This window comes from Candidatus Pelagibacter bacterium nBUS_49 (assembly GCF_051200925.1).
Lineage (GTDB): Bacteria > Pseudomonadota > Alphaproteobacteria > Pelagibacterales > Pelagibacteraceae > Pelagibacter.
The window spans coordinates 585133-600932 of the sequence record NZ_CP172837.1 but is presented as its reverse complement, the minus strand read 5'-3'; the positions used below and the strand labels follow the sequence as shown (position 1 = coordinate 600932).

The 15800-nt window shown below is 27.4% G+C and carries 21 protein-coding genes; 1 reads left to right on the top strand and 20 read right to left on the bottom strand.

Going from position 1 to position 15800, the window contains the following annotated elements:
- Nucleotides 1-59: 59 nt before the first annotated feature.
- The 10 genes from thiL to ACIJYF_RS03255 are packed head-to-tail and all read right to left on the bottom strand — an operon-like array spanning nucleotide 60 to nucleotide 7360.
- Complete coding sequence (gene thiL, locus ACIJYF_RS03300; RefSeq protein ID WP_435117735.1) at nucleotides 60-1019, bottom strand: thiamine-phosphate kinase; 960 nt, start codon at nucleotides 1017-1019, stop codon at nucleotides 60-62.
- Nucleotides 1012-1416, bottom strand: coding sequence for a transcription antitermination factor NusB (locus ACIJYF_RS03295; RefSeq protein WP_435117733.1), 405 nt, complete (start codon nucleotides 1414-1416; stop codon nucleotides 1012-1014). Before ACIJYF_RS03295 ends, thiL begins: the two co-directional genes overlap by 8 nt.
- On the bottom strand, nucleotides 1413-1802 hold the full coding sequence (gene ribH / locus ACIJYF_RS03290; RefSeq protein WP_435117731.1) for a 6,7-dimethyl-8-ribityllumazine synthase: 390 nt from the start codon (nucleotides 1800-1802) through the stop codon (nucleotides 1413-1415). Before ribH ends, ACIJYF_RS03295 begins: the two co-directional genes overlap by 4 nt.
- A complete protein-coding gene (gene ribB / locus ACIJYF_RS03285) occupies nucleotides 1802-2902 on the bottom strand; it encodes a 3,4-dihydroxy-2-butanone-4-phosphate synthase (protein ID WP_435117729.1) in 1101 nt (366 codons plus the stop codon). Before ribB ends, ribH begins: the two co-directional genes overlap by 1 nt.
- Entirely contained in the window at nucleotides 2889-3482 is a 594-nt protein-coding gene (locus ACIJYF_RS03280; RefSeq protein WP_435117727.1) for a riboflavin synthase, read from the bottom strand. The genes ribB and ACIJYF_RS03280 overlap by 14 nt, the downstream gene beginning before the upstream one ends.
- 1 nt (nucleotide 3483) lies before the next feature.
- Nucleotides 3484-4590: a bifunctional diaminohydroxyphosphoribosylaminopyrimidine deaminase/5-amino-6-(5-phosphoribosylamino)uracil reductase RibD gene (ribD, locus tag ACIJYF_RS03275; protein ID WP_435117725.1), complete on the bottom strand. Its 1107-nt coding sequence runs from the start codon at nucleotides 4588-4590 to the stop codon at nucleotides 3484-3486.
- Entirely contained in the window at nucleotides 4571-5029 is a 459-nt protein-coding gene (nrdR, locus tag ACIJYF_RS03270; RefSeq protein ID WP_029454679.1) for a transcriptional regulator NrdR, read from the bottom strand. Before nrdR ends, ribD begins: the two co-directional genes overlap by 20 nt.
- 3 nt (nucleotides 5030-5032) lie before the next feature.
- On the bottom strand, nucleotides 5033-6340 hold the full coding sequence (gene glyA, locus ACIJYF_RS03265) for a serine hydroxymethyltransferase (RefSeq protein ID WP_435117723.1): 1308 nt from the start codon (nucleotides 6338-6340) through the stop codon (nucleotides 5033-5035).
- A 2-nt stretch (nucleotides 6341-6342) separates the two neighbouring features.
- Nucleotides 6343-6768 carry a ribose 5-phosphate isomerase B gene (gene rpiB / locus ACIJYF_RS03260; RefSeq protein ID WP_435117721.1) on the bottom strand — a complete coding sequence of 142 codons (426 nt, stop codon included), beginning with the start codon at nucleotides 6766-6768 and terminating at the stop codon, nucleotides 6343-6345.
- A 1-nt stretch (nucleotide 6769) separates the two neighbouring features.
- Nucleotides 6770-7360 carry an aspartyl/asparaginyl beta-hydroxylase domain-containing protein gene (locus tag ACIJYF_RS03255; RefSeq protein WP_435117719.1) on the bottom strand — a complete coding sequence of 197 codons (591 nt, stop codon included), beginning with the start codon at nucleotides 7358-7360 and terminating at the stop codon, nucleotides 6770-6772.
- A gap of 94 nt (nucleotides 7361-7454) precedes the next feature.
- Between ACIJYF_RS03255 and hemB the strand changes: the two genes are divergently transcribed.
- The gene (gene hemB / locus ACIJYF_RS03250; protein WP_435117717.1) at nucleotides 7455-8444 is read left to right on the top strand and encodes a porphobilinogen synthase; all 990 of its coding nucleotides are present in this window, start codon (nucleotides 7455-7457) and stop codon (nucleotides 8442-8444) included.
- Here hemB and recO read toward each other — a convergent pair whose 3' ends face one another.
- Genes recO through dapA form a run of 10 tightly spaced genes read right to left on the bottom strand, consistent with a single transcriptional unit; the run spans nucleotide 8445 to nucleotide 15773 of the window.
- Nucleotides 8445-9125, bottom strand: a complete 681-nt coding sequence (recO, locus tag ACIJYF_RS03245; protein WP_435117715.1) for a DNA repair protein RecO — start codon at nucleotides 9123-9125, stop codon at nucleotides 8445-8447. It abuts the gene before it with no gap.
- Between the two features lie 7 nt (nucleotides 9126-9132).
- Nucleotides 9133-9795: a ribonuclease III gene (rnc, locus tag ACIJYF_RS03240; protein ID WP_435117713.1), complete on the bottom strand. Its 663-nt coding sequence runs from the start codon at nucleotides 9793-9795 to the stop codon at nucleotides 9133-9135.
- The gene (lepB, locus tag ACIJYF_RS03235) at nucleotides 9795-10532 is read right to left on the bottom strand and encodes a signal peptidase I (protein ID WP_435117711.1); all 738 of its coding nucleotides are present in this window, start codon (nucleotides 10530-10532) and stop codon (nucleotides 9795-9797) included. Before lepB ends, rnc begins: the two co-directional genes overlap by 1 nt.
- Entirely contained in the window at nucleotides 10529-10915 is a 387-nt protein-coding gene (gene acpS / locus ACIJYF_RS03230) for a holo-ACP synthase (protein WP_435117709.1), read from the bottom strand. The genes lepB and acpS overlap by 4 nt, the downstream gene beginning before the upstream one ends.
- 3 nt (nucleotides 10916-10918) lie before the next feature.
- Entirely contained in the window at nucleotides 10919-11638 is a 720-nt protein-coding gene (locus tag ACIJYF_RS03225) for a pyridoxine 5'-phosphate synthase (RefSeq protein WP_435117707.1), read from the bottom strand.
- The gene (gene pyrE / locus ACIJYF_RS03220) at nucleotides 11635-12222 is read right to left on the bottom strand and encodes an orotate phosphoribosyltransferase (protein WP_435117705.1); all 588 of its coding nucleotides are present in this window, start codon (nucleotides 12220-12222) and stop codon (nucleotides 11635-11637) included. The genes ACIJYF_RS03225 and pyrE overlap by 4 nt, the downstream gene beginning before the upstream one ends.
- The gene (locus ACIJYF_RS03215) at nucleotides 12179-13924 is read right to left on the bottom strand and encodes a RelA/SpoT family protein (protein WP_435117703.1); all 1746 of its coding nucleotides are present in this window, start codon (nucleotides 13922-13924) and stop codon (nucleotides 12179-12181) included. The genes pyrE and ACIJYF_RS03215 overlap by 44 nt, the downstream gene beginning before the upstream one ends.
- Before the next feature lie 19 nt (nucleotides 13925-13943).
- A complete protein-coding gene (gene folK / locus ACIJYF_RS03210) occupies nucleotides 13944-14456 on the bottom strand; it encodes a 2-amino-4-hydroxy-6-hydroxymethyldihydropteridine diphosphokinase (protein WP_435117701.1) in 513 nt (170 codons plus the stop codon).
- On the bottom strand, nucleotides 14422-14892 hold the full coding sequence (gene smpB / locus ACIJYF_RS03205; RefSeq protein ID WP_435117699.1) for an SsrA-binding protein SmpB: 471 nt from the start codon (nucleotides 14890-14892) through the stop codon (nucleotides 14422-14424). The genes folK and smpB overlap by 35 nt, the downstream gene beginning before the upstream one ends.
- On the bottom strand, nucleotides 14892-15773 hold the full coding sequence (gene dapA / locus ACIJYF_RS03200; RefSeq protein ID WP_435117697.1) for a 4-hydroxy-tetrahydrodipicolinate synthase: 882 nt from the start codon (nucleotides 15771-15773) through the stop codon (nucleotides 14892-14894). Before dapA ends, smpB begins: the two co-directional genes overlap by 1 nt.
- Between the last annotated feature and the right edge of the window lie 27 nt (nucleotides 15774-15800).

Below are 15800 nucleotides of genomic sequence, written 5' to 3'. Positions count from 1 at the left end.
GTTGTTAAATTTTAAGCCCGGACAATACAAAAAAAGCTCAAAAAGACAATAATTAACTTTTAAAATTGGTGCTTATAACCAGGGTTTTTAACCAGTAAATGCTGACGTTTTTTACCAATTAAGAGTGATTTTTGATTGTAAGGTCTAATTTTACCAATTCTTGATATTTTCACCCCTAATTTCTTTGATGTGTTTTTTATGATTCTAGATTTGTCTTCACTCGCGGTAAATAAAATCTGATAATCATCTCCGTTAGATATAAAATTTGATTTTTTATAATTATTATTCTTTATATAATTTTGTAAATTTCTAGAAATTGGAATTTTTTGCTCCCAAATTTCATAGGATAATTTTTGATTGTTAATCATTTTTTTAAGATCATCAAGCAAACCATCAGATATATCTATTGAAGAATTGGCAAATTTTAATAATTCATTTGGTAATTTTATTTGAATATCCGGCTCAAAATATTTTTTAATAAAATAATGTTTAAGTTTTTTTGTTACTTTAATCTTATTTTGTAAAACTTTTAATCCAACAAAACTGTCACCAAGATTTCCAGTTACATATATATTGTCATCAACTTTGGCTTTATTTCTATAAATAATATTTTTTGAATACCCTATTGATGTAATTGAAAAACTTAATTGATTTGAAAAAGTAGTATCACCACCACATAATGAAATTTTATATTTGTTCTGTTCCATTTTTAAAGAATTGGAAATTTTTGATAAGTTTTTTTTTGAAAATGTTTTTTTATTTCCACTACCTGATATAAAATAATATTTAGGAGAAACACCCTTGCAAATTAAATCTGATATCGAAGATCTTAAAATTTTTTTAATTACTAAATCTGGTTTTTTAAAATCAAGGAAATGAACTCCCTCATTGTATGTATCAATTGAAACTACTAAAGATTTTTTTTTGTCAAAAAAAACATCATCATTTAAATTTAATGACGATTTATTCAATTTAGATAATTTTGAAAAATATTTCTTAATTAAATCAAATTCATGCATTTGAAGTTCTTAACTTTTTTCCAACATTATCTAGTAAGGCATTTAAATATTTAGTTTGAGAATCTTCTAAGAAAAAATTAGATGAGTTTAAGTATTCTTTAATGATAATGTTAATAGATATATTTGGTTTATATAAAAATTCATATGTAGCAGCTTTTAATATAGTTTGAAAAACTTTATCTAAATTATCTAAAACAAAATCATCGCCAAGTTTAGTATTTAATTCATCAAGAATTAGATCGTTACGTTCTATGGTGCCAAAAACAATATCTTTAATAAATTTTTTGAATCTATGTTTGGGAAACTCAATATCATTATCTTCATTATAAAATTTACCATATAATTTTTGAATTATAATTACTCTTGGATTGTTCTTTGGGTTAAAATGAGTTTTCATTTTTGCGATAAAACTAAGTTTACAGCATCAGCAGCTTCTGCCCCTTTTTTTCTTCGAATTTTTGCTTGCTTAATATTCAAACAAGTAATTATTCCATTACCAATAGGTTTTTTATTAATGACTGATAAGTCCATAATCGCATTCGTAGAAGCTTGGGATATAAAATCAAAATGTGGTGTTTGACCCTTTATAACACAACCAAGAGCTAAAAAAGCATCATATTTTTTAATATTTTTTGATATTGTAACTGGTATTTCAAAAACACCTGGAACTTTAATAATTTTAACTGAGTTAGATTTTGGGATCAATTTTAAAGCACTATCAAGAAGGCCTTTAGCAATATCCTTATAATAATCTGCTACAACTATTAAATATTTTTTTTTCATTAAATAATCTCTTGTTTGGTAATTCTTATACCATAACCATCTAAACCTATAACTTTTTTAGGAGATTTTGTAATTAAAGTCATATCTTTGATTTTTAAATCTTTTAGTATTTGAGCACCAATACCATAATTTCTAATCAGCTTATCTTTTCCCTTTTTATAAAAGTCTTTATTTTTATAATCTTTAAGTGTTTGGGTTACTGATCTAAGATTAGTGTCTTTTATGAATACGAGTACACAATTATTAAATTTCTTAAAATAATTTAGAGTTTTATTGAATGAATTTGGTAACTGTTGATTAATCAAATAATTTTGAACAACATTTGATGAGATAACTCTAACTCTAGGAGTAATTCCTTTTTTGATGGTTCCTTTGATCAAAGCAAAATGTTCAGATCCATCAAGAAGGTTTTCATAAATTCTAATTTTATATTTATGCTTTTTAACTTCAATAAAACTTTGTTTCTTTAATTTAATTAATTTTTCTTTTTTTAGTCGATAAGCTATCAAATCTTCGATTTTACCGATTTTAAGTTTATGTTTTTTTGCAAAATCAAATAAATCTTGACCTTTAGCCATTGTTCCATCTTCATTCATAATTTCACAAATTACTGCTGAATTATTTTTTTTAGCTAATTTAGATATATCAACCGAAGCTTCTGTATGGCCAGCTCTAACCAAAACCCCTCCGTCTTTTGCAATTATTGGAAATACATGGCCAGGTGAAACAATATCAGTTTTCTTTACATTTTTTTTTGATGCAATACTGATAGTTTTAGCTCTGTCTCTAGCTGAAATTCCTGTGGTAATACCTTTTTTTGCTTCGATAGATACAGTAAATGCAGTTTTGTTTCTTGATTGATTATTAGCTGACATTAAAGTTAAATTTAATCTTTTAGCCTGAACAGAATCAAGCGCCAAACAAATTAGGCCGCGACCATATTTGGCCATAAAATTAATATTTTTAGCATTAGAGTTTGAAGTTGAGATAATAAGATCTCCTTCATTTTCTCTTTTTTCATCATCAACAAGAATAAACATGCCACCCTTCTTGGCTACATTGATAATACTTTCAATTGATGCAAAATTATTTTTTGGCATTAAAATAATTTCTAACGTATTTAGACAAGATATCTATCTCTATATTAACAAGATCATTTTTTTTGATAGTTGATAAATTTGTCTCGTTAAATGTATGGGGGATAACCCATATCTGAAAACTTTTTTTCAAAACTTTTGATATTGTAAGAGAAATGCCATTTACACATATTGAAGCTTTTTCAATTAAGTTTTTTTGTTCTTTAATTTGAACTTCAAATTCAAATAAATAAGATTTATCAACCTTTTTAATATTAATTGTCTTTGCAATTGTATCTACATGGCCCTGACATATATGACCTGAAATTTTTGTTCCATATTTTAAAGGTAATTCAAGATTAATAACATCTTTAGTTTTTAAATATTGAAACTTTGATCTGACTAAAGTTTCATTTGAAAGATAAAATTCCATTAATTTTGAGTTATATGAAATCAAAGTCAGACAAACACCGTCACAAGCTACTGACAAACCCATATCTTTTTTAGAAACTTTAAGATTGCTCTTTACAAATATATTTAATCCTTTGGGTCTTTTAATGATTTTTAAAACAATGCCCTGGTTATATATAATTCCATTAAACATATTAGTTTTTATACAATGTTATTTTATCTTTTCCTAAAAATAGATTTAAATTAAATCTATTTCTATAATTTTTCTTTAATACATCTAAACTATCAAATTTCAAATATTCAGTTTCTTTGGAAAGATTTTTGGGACTTTTATACAAATAAAATTTATTAAAAATTCTATTTTTCAAAAGATAATTAGTTAAGTTATTACCTCCTTCAATTAATAAATTTCTACAGTTATATCTGTATAATTTTCTTAATATGGATTTGACATCAAACATACCTTGTTTATTTACCTTAGATTTAATTAATTGAATTTTTTTTTTCTTAAAATCTAAAATTTTAGATTTGTTAGCTTGATTATAAAAAATTATAGTATTATTTTTGTTTGCAGTTTTCACAAGATAGCTATTAACCTTAGTTTGAAGTTTGTTATCTAAAATAATTCTCTTAGGAGAATAATTGCTAAAACCTTTAATTCTACAATTTAATTTCGAATTATCTTTATTTAAAGTTTTGTATGAAACCATTATCGCATCATTCATATATCTTAATAAATGTGTAAATTTATCGGAATATACGTTTGTAATCTTTTTTTTTGATTTACTGTAAATAAGATTATTTTTTGAAATAGCAATTTTTCCAGTCACATAGGGTAATTTATTTTTTCTATTAAAAAAATAAGCTGAATAAAAGTTATTTATCTTATCCTGAAGAAGACCTCTTTTAACTTTGATATTGTTTGATTTTAAAATTTTTAGACTTTTATTTTTTACTCTTTTATCAATATCTGCGACAGAATATATAACCTCAGAAATTTTAGATTTAATAATTATATCTGTACATGGTGGTGTTAGACCATGATGACAACATGGTTCCAAGGTTACGTACATCGTTGATCCATTTAAGCTATCAATACAATTTTTTATCGCATTAAATTCTGCATGAGGTCTTCCATTGAATGATGTTTGACCAATAGAAATTATTTTATCATTTTTAACTATTACACAGCCTACAGCTGGATTTAATCCAGTAAGTCCTTGACGAGAGTTAGCCAATTTAAGGGCTATCTCCATATAAAATTTATCTTTTATTGAGAATTTATCTTTTTTTGTAGACATCAAGTTTGTCCACGAATTGCACAAAGTCTTTTTCTTCTCTAAAGTTTCTATAAACAGATGCAAATCGAACATATGCAACTGGATCAAGTTCTTTTAAACCCTCCATTACCATTGTCCCAATTGTGTTAGTTGAAATTTCACTCTGACCAAGTTCCTCAAGGGCTCTTGAAATTTTGCTTATAAATTTTTCCGCTGTTTCTGTGTCTATAGGTCTTTTTTTAAGTGCTATATAAACTGATTTAGAAAGTTTATCTCTATCAAATGATGATTTTCTTCCATTCTTTTTTACCACCATTATTTCTCTAAATTGCACTCTTTCAAATGTTGTAAAACGAGCACCACAGACACAAAGTCTTCTTCTTCTAATAGCTGTACCATCTTCAGTTGGACGAGAGTCAACAACAGAAGTTTCACCTTTTTTACAAATAGAACAAATCATTTATTAAAGGTTCTTATATATTGGAAATGATGAAGTTAAAGCAATAACCTCATTTTTAACTTCATTTTCAATTTTACTATTGTCAGTTGGATTTTCAGCTAATCCTCTTATAGTTTTTGTAATCAATTCACCAACTACTTTAAATTCGCTTAAACCAAAGCCTCTAGTGGTGGCTGCCTGTGTGCCTAATCTTATGCCAGATGTAATCATTGGTTTTTCTGTATCAAAAGGAATTCCATTTTTATTACAAGTTATATTTGCTCTAGATAAACTTTCGGCTGCAAGATTACCTTTTACATTATAAGGTCTTAAATCTACCAACATTAAGTGAGTATCAGTTCCATCAGAGTAAATTTTAAAACCATTATTCTTTAGAGTTTCAGCTAACATTTTTGCATTAGCTAAAACAGATTTAATATAATCTTTAAATTCTGGTTGCAAGGCCTCTAAAAAACCAGCAGCTTTAGCAGCAATGATATGCATTAAAGGTCCACCTTGGTAGCCTGGAAATACAGCTGTGTTAAATTTTTTAGACAGATCTTCATGATTAGTTAAAATTATACCACCTCGTGCACTTCTAAATACTTTGTGTGTTGTTGAAGTAACTACATGAGCAAAATCACAAGGATTTGGATAACCATGTCCTGCTACCAAACCTGAAAAATGAGCCATGTCCACCATTAGGTATGCTCCAACTTTATCTGCAATTTCTCTAAATCTTTTAAAATCTATAACTCTAGAGTAAGCACTTCCTCCAGCGATAATTAATTTAGGTTTATGTTCTAAGGCAAGTTTTTCAACATTATCATAATCAATTAGTTCGGACTCTTTATCAACATCGTAACCAATTGCATTAAACCATTTTCCTGACATAGAAATTTTTAATCCATGAGTAATATGACCACCTGAATTTAAGCTCATTCCCATAAAAGTATCCCCAGGATTTAATAAAGCTAAAAAAACTGCTCCATTTGCTTGAGCCCCGGAGTGAGGTTGGGCATTTGCGAATTTACAATTGAAAATTTTTTTCAATCTTTCTATTGCTAAATTTTCAGCAACATCAACATGTTCGCAGCCATTATAATATCTTTTACCAGGATAACCTTCTGCATATTTATTGGTTAAAACAGAACCTTGTGCCTCTAAAACTGCTTGAGAAACTATATTTTCAGAAGCAATTAATTCTATGTGTTGCTGTTGTCTAATTAATTCTTCTTTAATCGCTTTATAAAGCTCAGGATCTTTTAAAGATAAACTGTCCTCAAAAAAACTTTTATAGCTATCGTTTAAATAATTTTTTTCACTAGACATAATTATATTTTTTTTATTCGTTTCAAGTGTCGACCACCTTCAAATTTTGTATTTAAAAAGGCAATAACACAGGTTAATGCTAATTTTTTATTCAGCAACCTTGAACCTAATGTAATAATATTCGCATCATTATGCAATCTAGATAATTTCGTTGATTTTAAATTAAAACATTGTGCGGCACGAATATTTTTATGTCTATTTGCCGCAATATTCATTCCCATACCTGAACCACAAACTAAAATACCAAAGTTATTTTTGTTCGTTTTAACTTTTTTAGCTACCTTGTGCGCAAAATCAGGGTAATCAACTCTTTCATCATTATAGGGACCCATATCTTTAAATGATATTTTTTTTTTAGATAAATGTGATTTTATTTCTTCTTTTAATTTATATCCGGCGTGATCTGATGAAATAAATATTTTTCTCAAATTAATTAAATTTATGTTCCAATACGCAAGCTACTAGGTGAATTCTATTTTCTTCACCTCCATTAAACGCATTATGATATTTGGTATTATTAGTAATCCACACAGAACCATCGGCTGGCAAATGTTTAGCAACATTATCTATAACCATATGACATCCAGGGTTTGTAATTATTGGTATATGCAATCTAGGCTCTGGATCTCTATGCCAACTTAATGTTGATCTAGGTTGTTTTAATAAAATTCTAATTCTTCCTAATTTATATTTTGAGGACAAAACATCAAACACTTCTTTAAAGTAGGTATTTTTGTAATCCTCAATAAATTCTGAATAAGCAGCCTCATTAATTTTTTCATCTCTTATCTGTTCTTTTCCCGAAGAGTCAGGATAAGTCCAAAAAACTCCTCTTGCTTTATGACCTTTTATTGAGTCTGGGTTACCAGGTATCTGTGTGAGAGATATTGCTCCAAAATTACTAATACCTTCTGGTCCATCAAAATTTTTGATTTTTATAATTTCTCTATATGCCTTTTGTAATTCAGATATGTTAAATTTTATGTCTTGTTTTTGAAAATCTTGAAAATCTAGCGTCATTATGTATATTTTTTTACCCTAATTAATTGTTTAATACTCTTTTTGAATTATATTTGTATATTACATTTGTCGCATTTTTAAAGAAAATTAAAACATGATCACAGGAAAATACCCAAGCTTGAGACTTAGACGCAATAGAAAGTATTCTTGGTCAAGAAAGCTAACTCAAGAAAATACTCTTAGTCCAAGTGACTTCATATTGCCTATATTTTTAATCGATGGATCTAATAAGAAAGAATCAATTAAATCTATGCCAGGTGTTTATAGATATACAATTAACAGGTTGTCCCAAATCGTTGATAAAGCAATTAAAAATGAAATACCAATGGTTGCTCTTTTTCCAAAAACTAAAAATAATTTAAAAGATGAAATTGGGTCTGAGTCACTTAACGAAAACAACTTGGTTTGTAGAGCGATATTAGAAATAAAAAAAAGATATAAAAATCAAATTGGTATCATGTGTGACGTAGCTTTAGACCCCTATACCTCTCATGGACATGATGGATTAATTAAATCAAATCAGGTTATAAATGATGAAACAATAGAAGTTTTAATAAATCAATCAATATTGCAAGCAGAAATGGGTTGTAATGTATTGGCTCCATCAGACATGATGGATGGCAGAATAGGGAAAATAAGAAAAGCTCTTGATAAATCAAACTATCAAAATGTTCAAATTTTATCTTATGCTGCAAAATATGCCTCAAGTTTTTATGGACCATTTAGAGATGCTGTAGGATCTAAAGGATCATTAAAAGGAGATAAAAAAACATATCAAATGGATTTTAGAAATAGCGATGAAGCTTTAAGAGAGGTTGCTCTAGATATTAGAGAAGGTGCTGACATGGTGATGGTTAAACCGGGAATGCCTTATTTAGATATTATCAAATCAGTAAAAGATAAGTTTAAAATACCAGTATTTGCCTATCAAGTATCAGGTGAGTACAGTTTAATATCAAATGCTATTCAAAAAAAATTAGTCAATGAGGATGCTGTTGTTGAGAGCTTAATGGCTTTTAAAAGAGCTGGCGCCAATGCTATTGTAAGTTATTACGCTGATAGAATTGATGAAATCTTAAAATAATTACTTTAAAGAATTAATAAATAATAATCTACTACTTGGATAGTTTATATTATTTGGTTTCAATATAGTTTTATCTAAATAATCACCAACTAATTTTAACCCATTCAATAAAGTTTTTAGATCATTAACTTCAATATCTTTTTCAATCAAAAAATTAGGAACATATTTTTTTTCTGTTGATGAAGTTGCAAAATAGATAGTTTTGTTATCAACAATATCTTTTTCAACAAGATTTTTTAATTCCAAATCGTAACCTAAAACTTTTAGTAAATCTAATTCCCAAAAAATATATTTTTTAAGCCAATCTTTATCATTCAGTATTAAAAAAAGATTTTCAATTATTTGATAAACTTTAATATTTGATTGAGAGTCTACAGTAAGAATTTTAATCAAATTAGTTGCTGAAGTTATGCATGATAATTTTTGTTTATGGTCAAAATATAAAGGGCTATATGCGTTTAAAATTTCTGCTTTAAAGTATCCAATTCTATTGTCATTTTTAGAACTATAATTTACATGAAGCCTATTACCTATTTGAAGATAATTTTTGATTTTTTTTGAAGTACCTCCAAAAATTATACCTGATATCTTTCCCCGATCTTTTGTGTATATTTCGGCTATTAAAGAATTTTCACTATATCTGTTTTTACTAATTAAAAAACCTTCATCAATCCAATTCATAATTACTTCATTTTATACTTTTTAGACATTCTATTGCAGCATTTTGTTCAGCATCTTTTTTTGATTTACCTAGGCCAAAAAAATATTTTGTATTTGGAAGTTTAACACCAACTTTAAATGAAGGTTTGTGTCGCGGCCCAGTATTTGAGATGAGTTTATAAACTGGAAGTTTTTTAAAATTTTTTAAAGTTAATTCTTGAAGAGTTGTTTTTGCATCAATTTGGGTAATAACACTTTCTTTGATATGATTTTTCCAAAGATTCAAGATTACTTTTTCAGCTATTGCTAAATTTTTATCAAGATAAATTGCTCCAATTAACGCTTCACAACTATCAGAGACAATTTTATCCTCAATTCTTATTTTTTTATTATTGGGATTAAAAGTTAAAATATATTTATCTAAGTTAATTCTTTTTGCAATTTCTAGGCACGTCTTTTTATTTACTAATGATGCAAATTTTTTATCAAGTATACCCTCTTTTTCATCAGGATATAATTCTAAAAGTTTTTTAGCAATGACTAATCCTAAAACTCTGTCACCTAAAAACTCAATTTTTTCGTTATTATTTTTTGGATCAAAACTTTTATGCGTAAGTGATTTAATTAGTAAATCTAAATCTTTAAATTTAACTTTGATTTTTGTTTGTAAATCCTGATAGTTAATTTTCATCAATTAATACGATCAAATGTTCTATCAAATCTAATAGATTTATGCCAATTCCAAAAAGTAAAAATACTACCCTCTTTTCTGTCTGACGAAAAAAAAATAAATTGTGCTTTACCAACAAGATTATCTTTATGAACATATCCAACGCTTGATAAAAATCTACTATCTTTTGAACAGTCTCTGTTATCTCCAAGAAAAAAATAATGATCTTGCGGAATCTCAAAGACGTCTGAGTTTTGATATGTATAATCTTTTAAATAAACTGTATGAAATTTTTTACCATTTGGTAATTTTTCCTCAAACCTATAAACTTCGATTATCCTATTTCCACAATTTATTTTTGTTTTATTTGAAATTTTTGATTTTAAAATCTCACTATTATTCACATATAAGTTTGCATCAATAAACTGAACTCTATCACCTGGAAGTCCTATCAGTCTCTTAATATAATCTGTTCTATTATCTGCAGGTGTTTTAAAAACTATCACATCACCTCTTTCTGGGGCATCAAAAAAAATTCTTTTACTTAAAATAGGTGGGCTAAATGGAAATGAGTGTTTACTGTAGCCATAAGAATACTTGGTAACAAAAAGCCTGTCTCCAACAAGCAATGTAGGTTCCATTGATGATGATGGAATATAAAATGGCTGAATAAAGAGAGATCTTATTATTACAGCAATTACTAAGGCATAAAAAAGAGTTTTTAAATTTTCAGAAAAAAAATTTTTATCTAATTTCATATCGATTGAATTATTGTAAATGCTGTTGAATACTCTTTTTCATCTGAAATAGATAAAAAACATTTAAAATTTTTAACTTTAAATTGTTTTCTTATTAATTGTGTTATTTTTTTATTCTTTGAATAATAAGGTTTACCAAATTTATCGTTCATAATTTCTATATCTTTAAAATTTAAGTTATTTCTAAATCCTGTGCCTAGAGCTTTTGCAAAAGCCTCTTTTGCAGCAAATCTTTTAGAAAAATACCCAATTTTATTTTTTGTAGAAACTGATAGTTCAAGTTCATTTTTGCTGTAAATCCTATCTCTAAATTTATGATTTTTGATCGAATTTTTAATTCTATTATTTTGGATGATATCGACACCAATACCTAAAATTTTCATAATTTAATTTTTAATAATTCTTTTAAATTTTTTAATTATATTTGAAAGACCAACAAATATTGACTCTCCAATAATAAAATGACCTATATTAAATTCTTCGATTTCTTTAATTTTAGTTAATATTTTTGTAGTTTTGTAATCCAATCCATGACCAGCATGAACTTCGATATTAAGTTGATTTGCTAAGATAGAACATTTTTTAATTCTATTTAATTCTTCATTATATTTCTTTTTTGATTTTACTAAGTTTGATATTCTGCCGGTATGGATTTCAACACAGTCTGCGTTCAGTTCCTTCGATAATCTTATATCTTTAATTGATGGGTTGATAAATAAACTAGTTCGTATTTTATTCTTTTTGAATTTTTCAATAATATTTTTTAATTTTTTCTTGTATTTTACAAGATTTAATCCACCTTCTGTAGTTACTTCTTTTCGATTTTCAGGAACAAGACAAATATAATCTGGTTTAATTTTTAGAGCATTTTTAACAATCTTATCATTGATTGAAATTTCAAGGTTAACTAAAATTTTTTTCGTTTTACAAATTTTTTTAGCATCTAAATCATTAATATGTCTTCTATCTTCTCTTAAATGAATGGTTACTGAGTCGGCTCCCATTTTAATAACGTGTAAAGCTGCATAATATGGATCTGGATGATTTTCGCCCCTAGCATTTCTTACGGTAGCTACGTGGTCTATATTTACTCCTAATCTTTTCACTTAATAAATCTGCTTCCAGGTGTAGTTATGGGTATTGATTTTAAATCTTGAGGCAGTTGTTTTGCGTTAAATGTTGGAACATCGATTTTTAGGTGTGATATAATTCCAGTTTTAATTTTCAGAGACTTTGTTGTTGATCTATCTATTATAGAGGCAAACCCTAAAAGTTTTGCATTTGCTCTTTTTATTAGTTTAACGCATTCCAAACTAGATTTTCCGGTAGTTATGACATCTTCAATAATTAAGACCTTTGCTCCTTTTTTAATACTAAATCCTCTTCTTAATTTAAATTTACCATTTACACGCTCACAAAATATTGTTTCTTTTTTTAAAAGTTTACCAATTTCATAACCAATAATTACACCTCCCATCGCTGGAGCTAAAATTAAATCAATTTTTTTGTACTTTTTTTTGATTTTTTTAGCTAGAGATTTGCAAATTTTTTCAGCCAAAAATGGAAAACTTAAAAGTTTTGCACATTGAATGTATTTTGATGAATGTAGTCCAGAAGATAATATAAAATGTCCCTCTAAAAGAGCATCAGTCTTTTTTAAAATATTTAAGGATTTTTTGAGTGAAAGCATTTCTTTTATCTTCGTGTCTAATTATCTTAAATTTTATACTCTTTTGCTTAAGCTCTGCAATAAAATTTGTAAAGTTTTTTAAATTAGTAATAATTAATTTAAATTTAAAGTTAATATACTTTGTGTTTTTTCCAGCCATTTCAACATTTGAAATATTAAGTTTATGGCTACCAATCAATGAGCTTATATCACCTAATTGACCTGGTTGATCGGGTAATGAAATCCATAAAGTTGTATTATATTTCTTTGCCTTTTCCTCTTTTTGTTCACCTTTGTCATGCCAATATCTTCTAATTGCAGCTCTTGCTTTTCCTGTTTTAGTAGTTGGAATCCAATGAAGTGAGGGTGATTGATTTTTAGATGTAATTATATTTACTCTATCTCCATTTCTTAATACTTCCTGTAGTTCTGATTTATTTCCATTAATTTCGCATCCAATAGCAGTATTTCCTATTTTTGTATGTACGGCATACGCAAAATCTATTGGGGTCGCATCTTTTGGTAATTTAATAACTGATCCCTTGGGAGTAAAACAAAAGACATTTTCTTGGAACATTTGAAGTTTAGTATATTCATAAGAATGTTCTGGATTTTCATTTCTTTCGATAATTTCAACGAGATCTTTTAGCCAGTCATATTCTTTCCAACTTAAGGAGTTAAATTTTTCTGAAGACTTATATTTCCAATGAGAAGCCACTCCTCTTTCAGCAAACTCATGCATTTCGTGTGTTCTTATTTGTATTTCAATTGGTTTTTTATTAGATCCAATTACTGACGTATGAAGTGATTTATAACCGTTTATTTTTGGTGATGATATATAGTCTTTGAATTTACCAGGTATACAATTCCATTTTTTATGAAATATGCCCAAAGTTTTATAACACTCATCAACAGTAGATAGGGTAATTCTAAATCCGATGATATCTGTAATTTGCTCTAATGAAATTCTTTTTTTTTGAACTTTACGCCAAATTGAGAAAGGTGTTTTTTCACGCCCATGTATTTCTGCATTAATATGATTGTCATTTAATATTTCACTTAACTCAAATGAAAGTGACTCAAATAAATTTTTTTTATCTGATTTTATTTCATCTAATTTTTTTTTTATTAATTCTCTAGCTTGATTGTTTAAAATTTCAAAAGAGAGGTCTTCCAATTCATCTCTTATTCTATGCATTCCCATTCTATCAGCTAAAGGAGCATAAATCTCCATAGTCTCTTGAGCTATTCTTTGCCTCTTCTCTATTTTAGGAATTGCCTTAATTGTTCTCATATTATGAAGACGATCTGCAATTTTAACCAACAAAACTCTTATATCTTTTGAAGTGGCTAAAATTAATTTTCTAAAATTTTCTACTTTAGAATTGGATCCTGCTGTATTCTCAAAAACAGAGATTTTTGTAACACCATTAACTAAATCAGCAACTTCATCACCAAATTCATTTTTTATGGTTTCGTAGGTTGCGAAAGTATCTTCTATTGTGTCATGAAGTAAGCCAGTAGTAATTGTTGCACTATCTAATTTTAACTCTGTTAAAATATTTGCTACCTCGATTGGGTGAACTGAGTAAGGATCACCTGAGGCTCTTTTTTGATTTTGGTGTGCTTTAACAGCAAAATTAAAAGCTTTGTCTAATCTCTCAGGATTTAAAAATTTATTATAAACCTTTACTTTATTTATTAAATCGTTCGAATTAAGCATTTCTTATTATAACATTAATTCAAATTTGATTAATAGATCTAATATCTTTATTTGAGAGTGAAAAAATTAGCTTTTTTATATTGGTTTTTTTAACTGGATGAACCCAATCCTTTTTAAGATCAAATAAAGGAAATAAAACGAAACTTCTTTCATGCATCCTAGAATGAGGTAGATTTAATTTACCTTTTAAAACTATTCCATCAAAATCAATGATATCTATGTCGCAAGTTCTAGGAGAATTTTTATAATTTTTTTTTCTTCCTAATTTAACTTCTATAATTTTGCATAACTTTAACAATTCCAAAGGCTTAAGTTTACAAAAAACCTTCAGAACAATATTTAAAAATTTTGGTTTATTTGGATCTGGCCAAGATGGAGTCTCATAATAATTAGATACAGAAATAAAATTAATATTATTTTGTAATAAAAGTGACTTAGCCATTTCAATGTTAGCTATTCTATTTCCTAAATTTGATCCTATGCCTAAAAAAATATTTTTAGCTTGATTTTCTGATGTATCTTGCTTTGTCACAATTCCAATCTCTATTTTTTTTAGTAGCTCTTTTATCAAATTGCTTTTTACCTTTTGCTACTGCTAACTCAACTTTTGCTTTACCTTTTTTAAAATACATTTTTGTAGGAACAATGGTAAACCCATCTCTTTGCATTTTACCTATTAATTTATTGATTTCTTTTTTATTCAATAAAAGTTTTCTTTCATCTGTTGGGTTATGATTAGAATAACTTGCCTGTTTATAGGCAGATATATGAGAATTAATTAAAATTAATTCACCATTTTTTTCAACAGCATAAGAGTCGGCTATATTTATTTTTCCATCTCTAATAGATTTAATTTCTGACCCTTTGAGAACGATACCAGCCTCTAAGAGATCTTCAAAAAAATAATTGAAACTTGCTTTTCTATTTAAACAAATAATTTTTAAACCAGGATTGGTTTTTTTATTCATTAAATCAATTTTGCTAACTCTAAAGCTTTTTTAATTACAGGTTTGGCATTTTCAGATGTTTTGACTAAAGGTAACCTAACTGCATCATCACATAAATTCATTAACTTGGCTGCGTACTTAACTGGACTAGGATTACTTTCAATAAACATGGCGCTATGAACTGGTTGTAATGTCTTATCTAATTTATCTGCTTCATTAATATCGTTTGCATCATTAGAGACTGATAGTTTTTGAAAATCAGAACATAATTTAGGAGCAATATTTGCGGTTACACTAATAGTTCCAACTCCACCTCTTTTATTAAATTCAAATGCATTATCATCATTACCAGTCAATTGAATGAATTCTTTTCCCATTTTAGAAAGTTGTTGATCAACTCTATCTAGGTCACCAGTTGCATCTTTAACACCAACAATATTTTTTAATTCAAATAATCTTGCCATTGTGTCAACTGACATATCAATTACTGACCTACCAGGTATATTGTAAATAATAATTGGAATTCCACATTTATCATTAATTGCTTTATAATGTTGATACAGACCTTCTTGAGTTGGTTTATTATAATAAGGTGTAACAATTAAAGCACCGTTAGCTCCAGCTTTTTCAGCGTGAGTAGTTAGTGATATTGCTTCTTCTGTTGAGTTAGATCCAGTGCCTGCAATTACAGGTATTCGTCCATTACTTTCTTTTATACATAAATCAATAACTCTTTGATGTTCTTGATGACTAAGTGTTGGAGACTCTCCAGTAGTCCCAGCAGGGACTAAACCACTGGTACCATTATCCATATGAAAATGAATTAATTTTATATAAGCATCCTCATCTAGCCCATTATTTTTAAACGGTGTGATTAAAGCAACATTTGATCCTTTGAACATAAATACTTATAACATAGTTTGTAAATT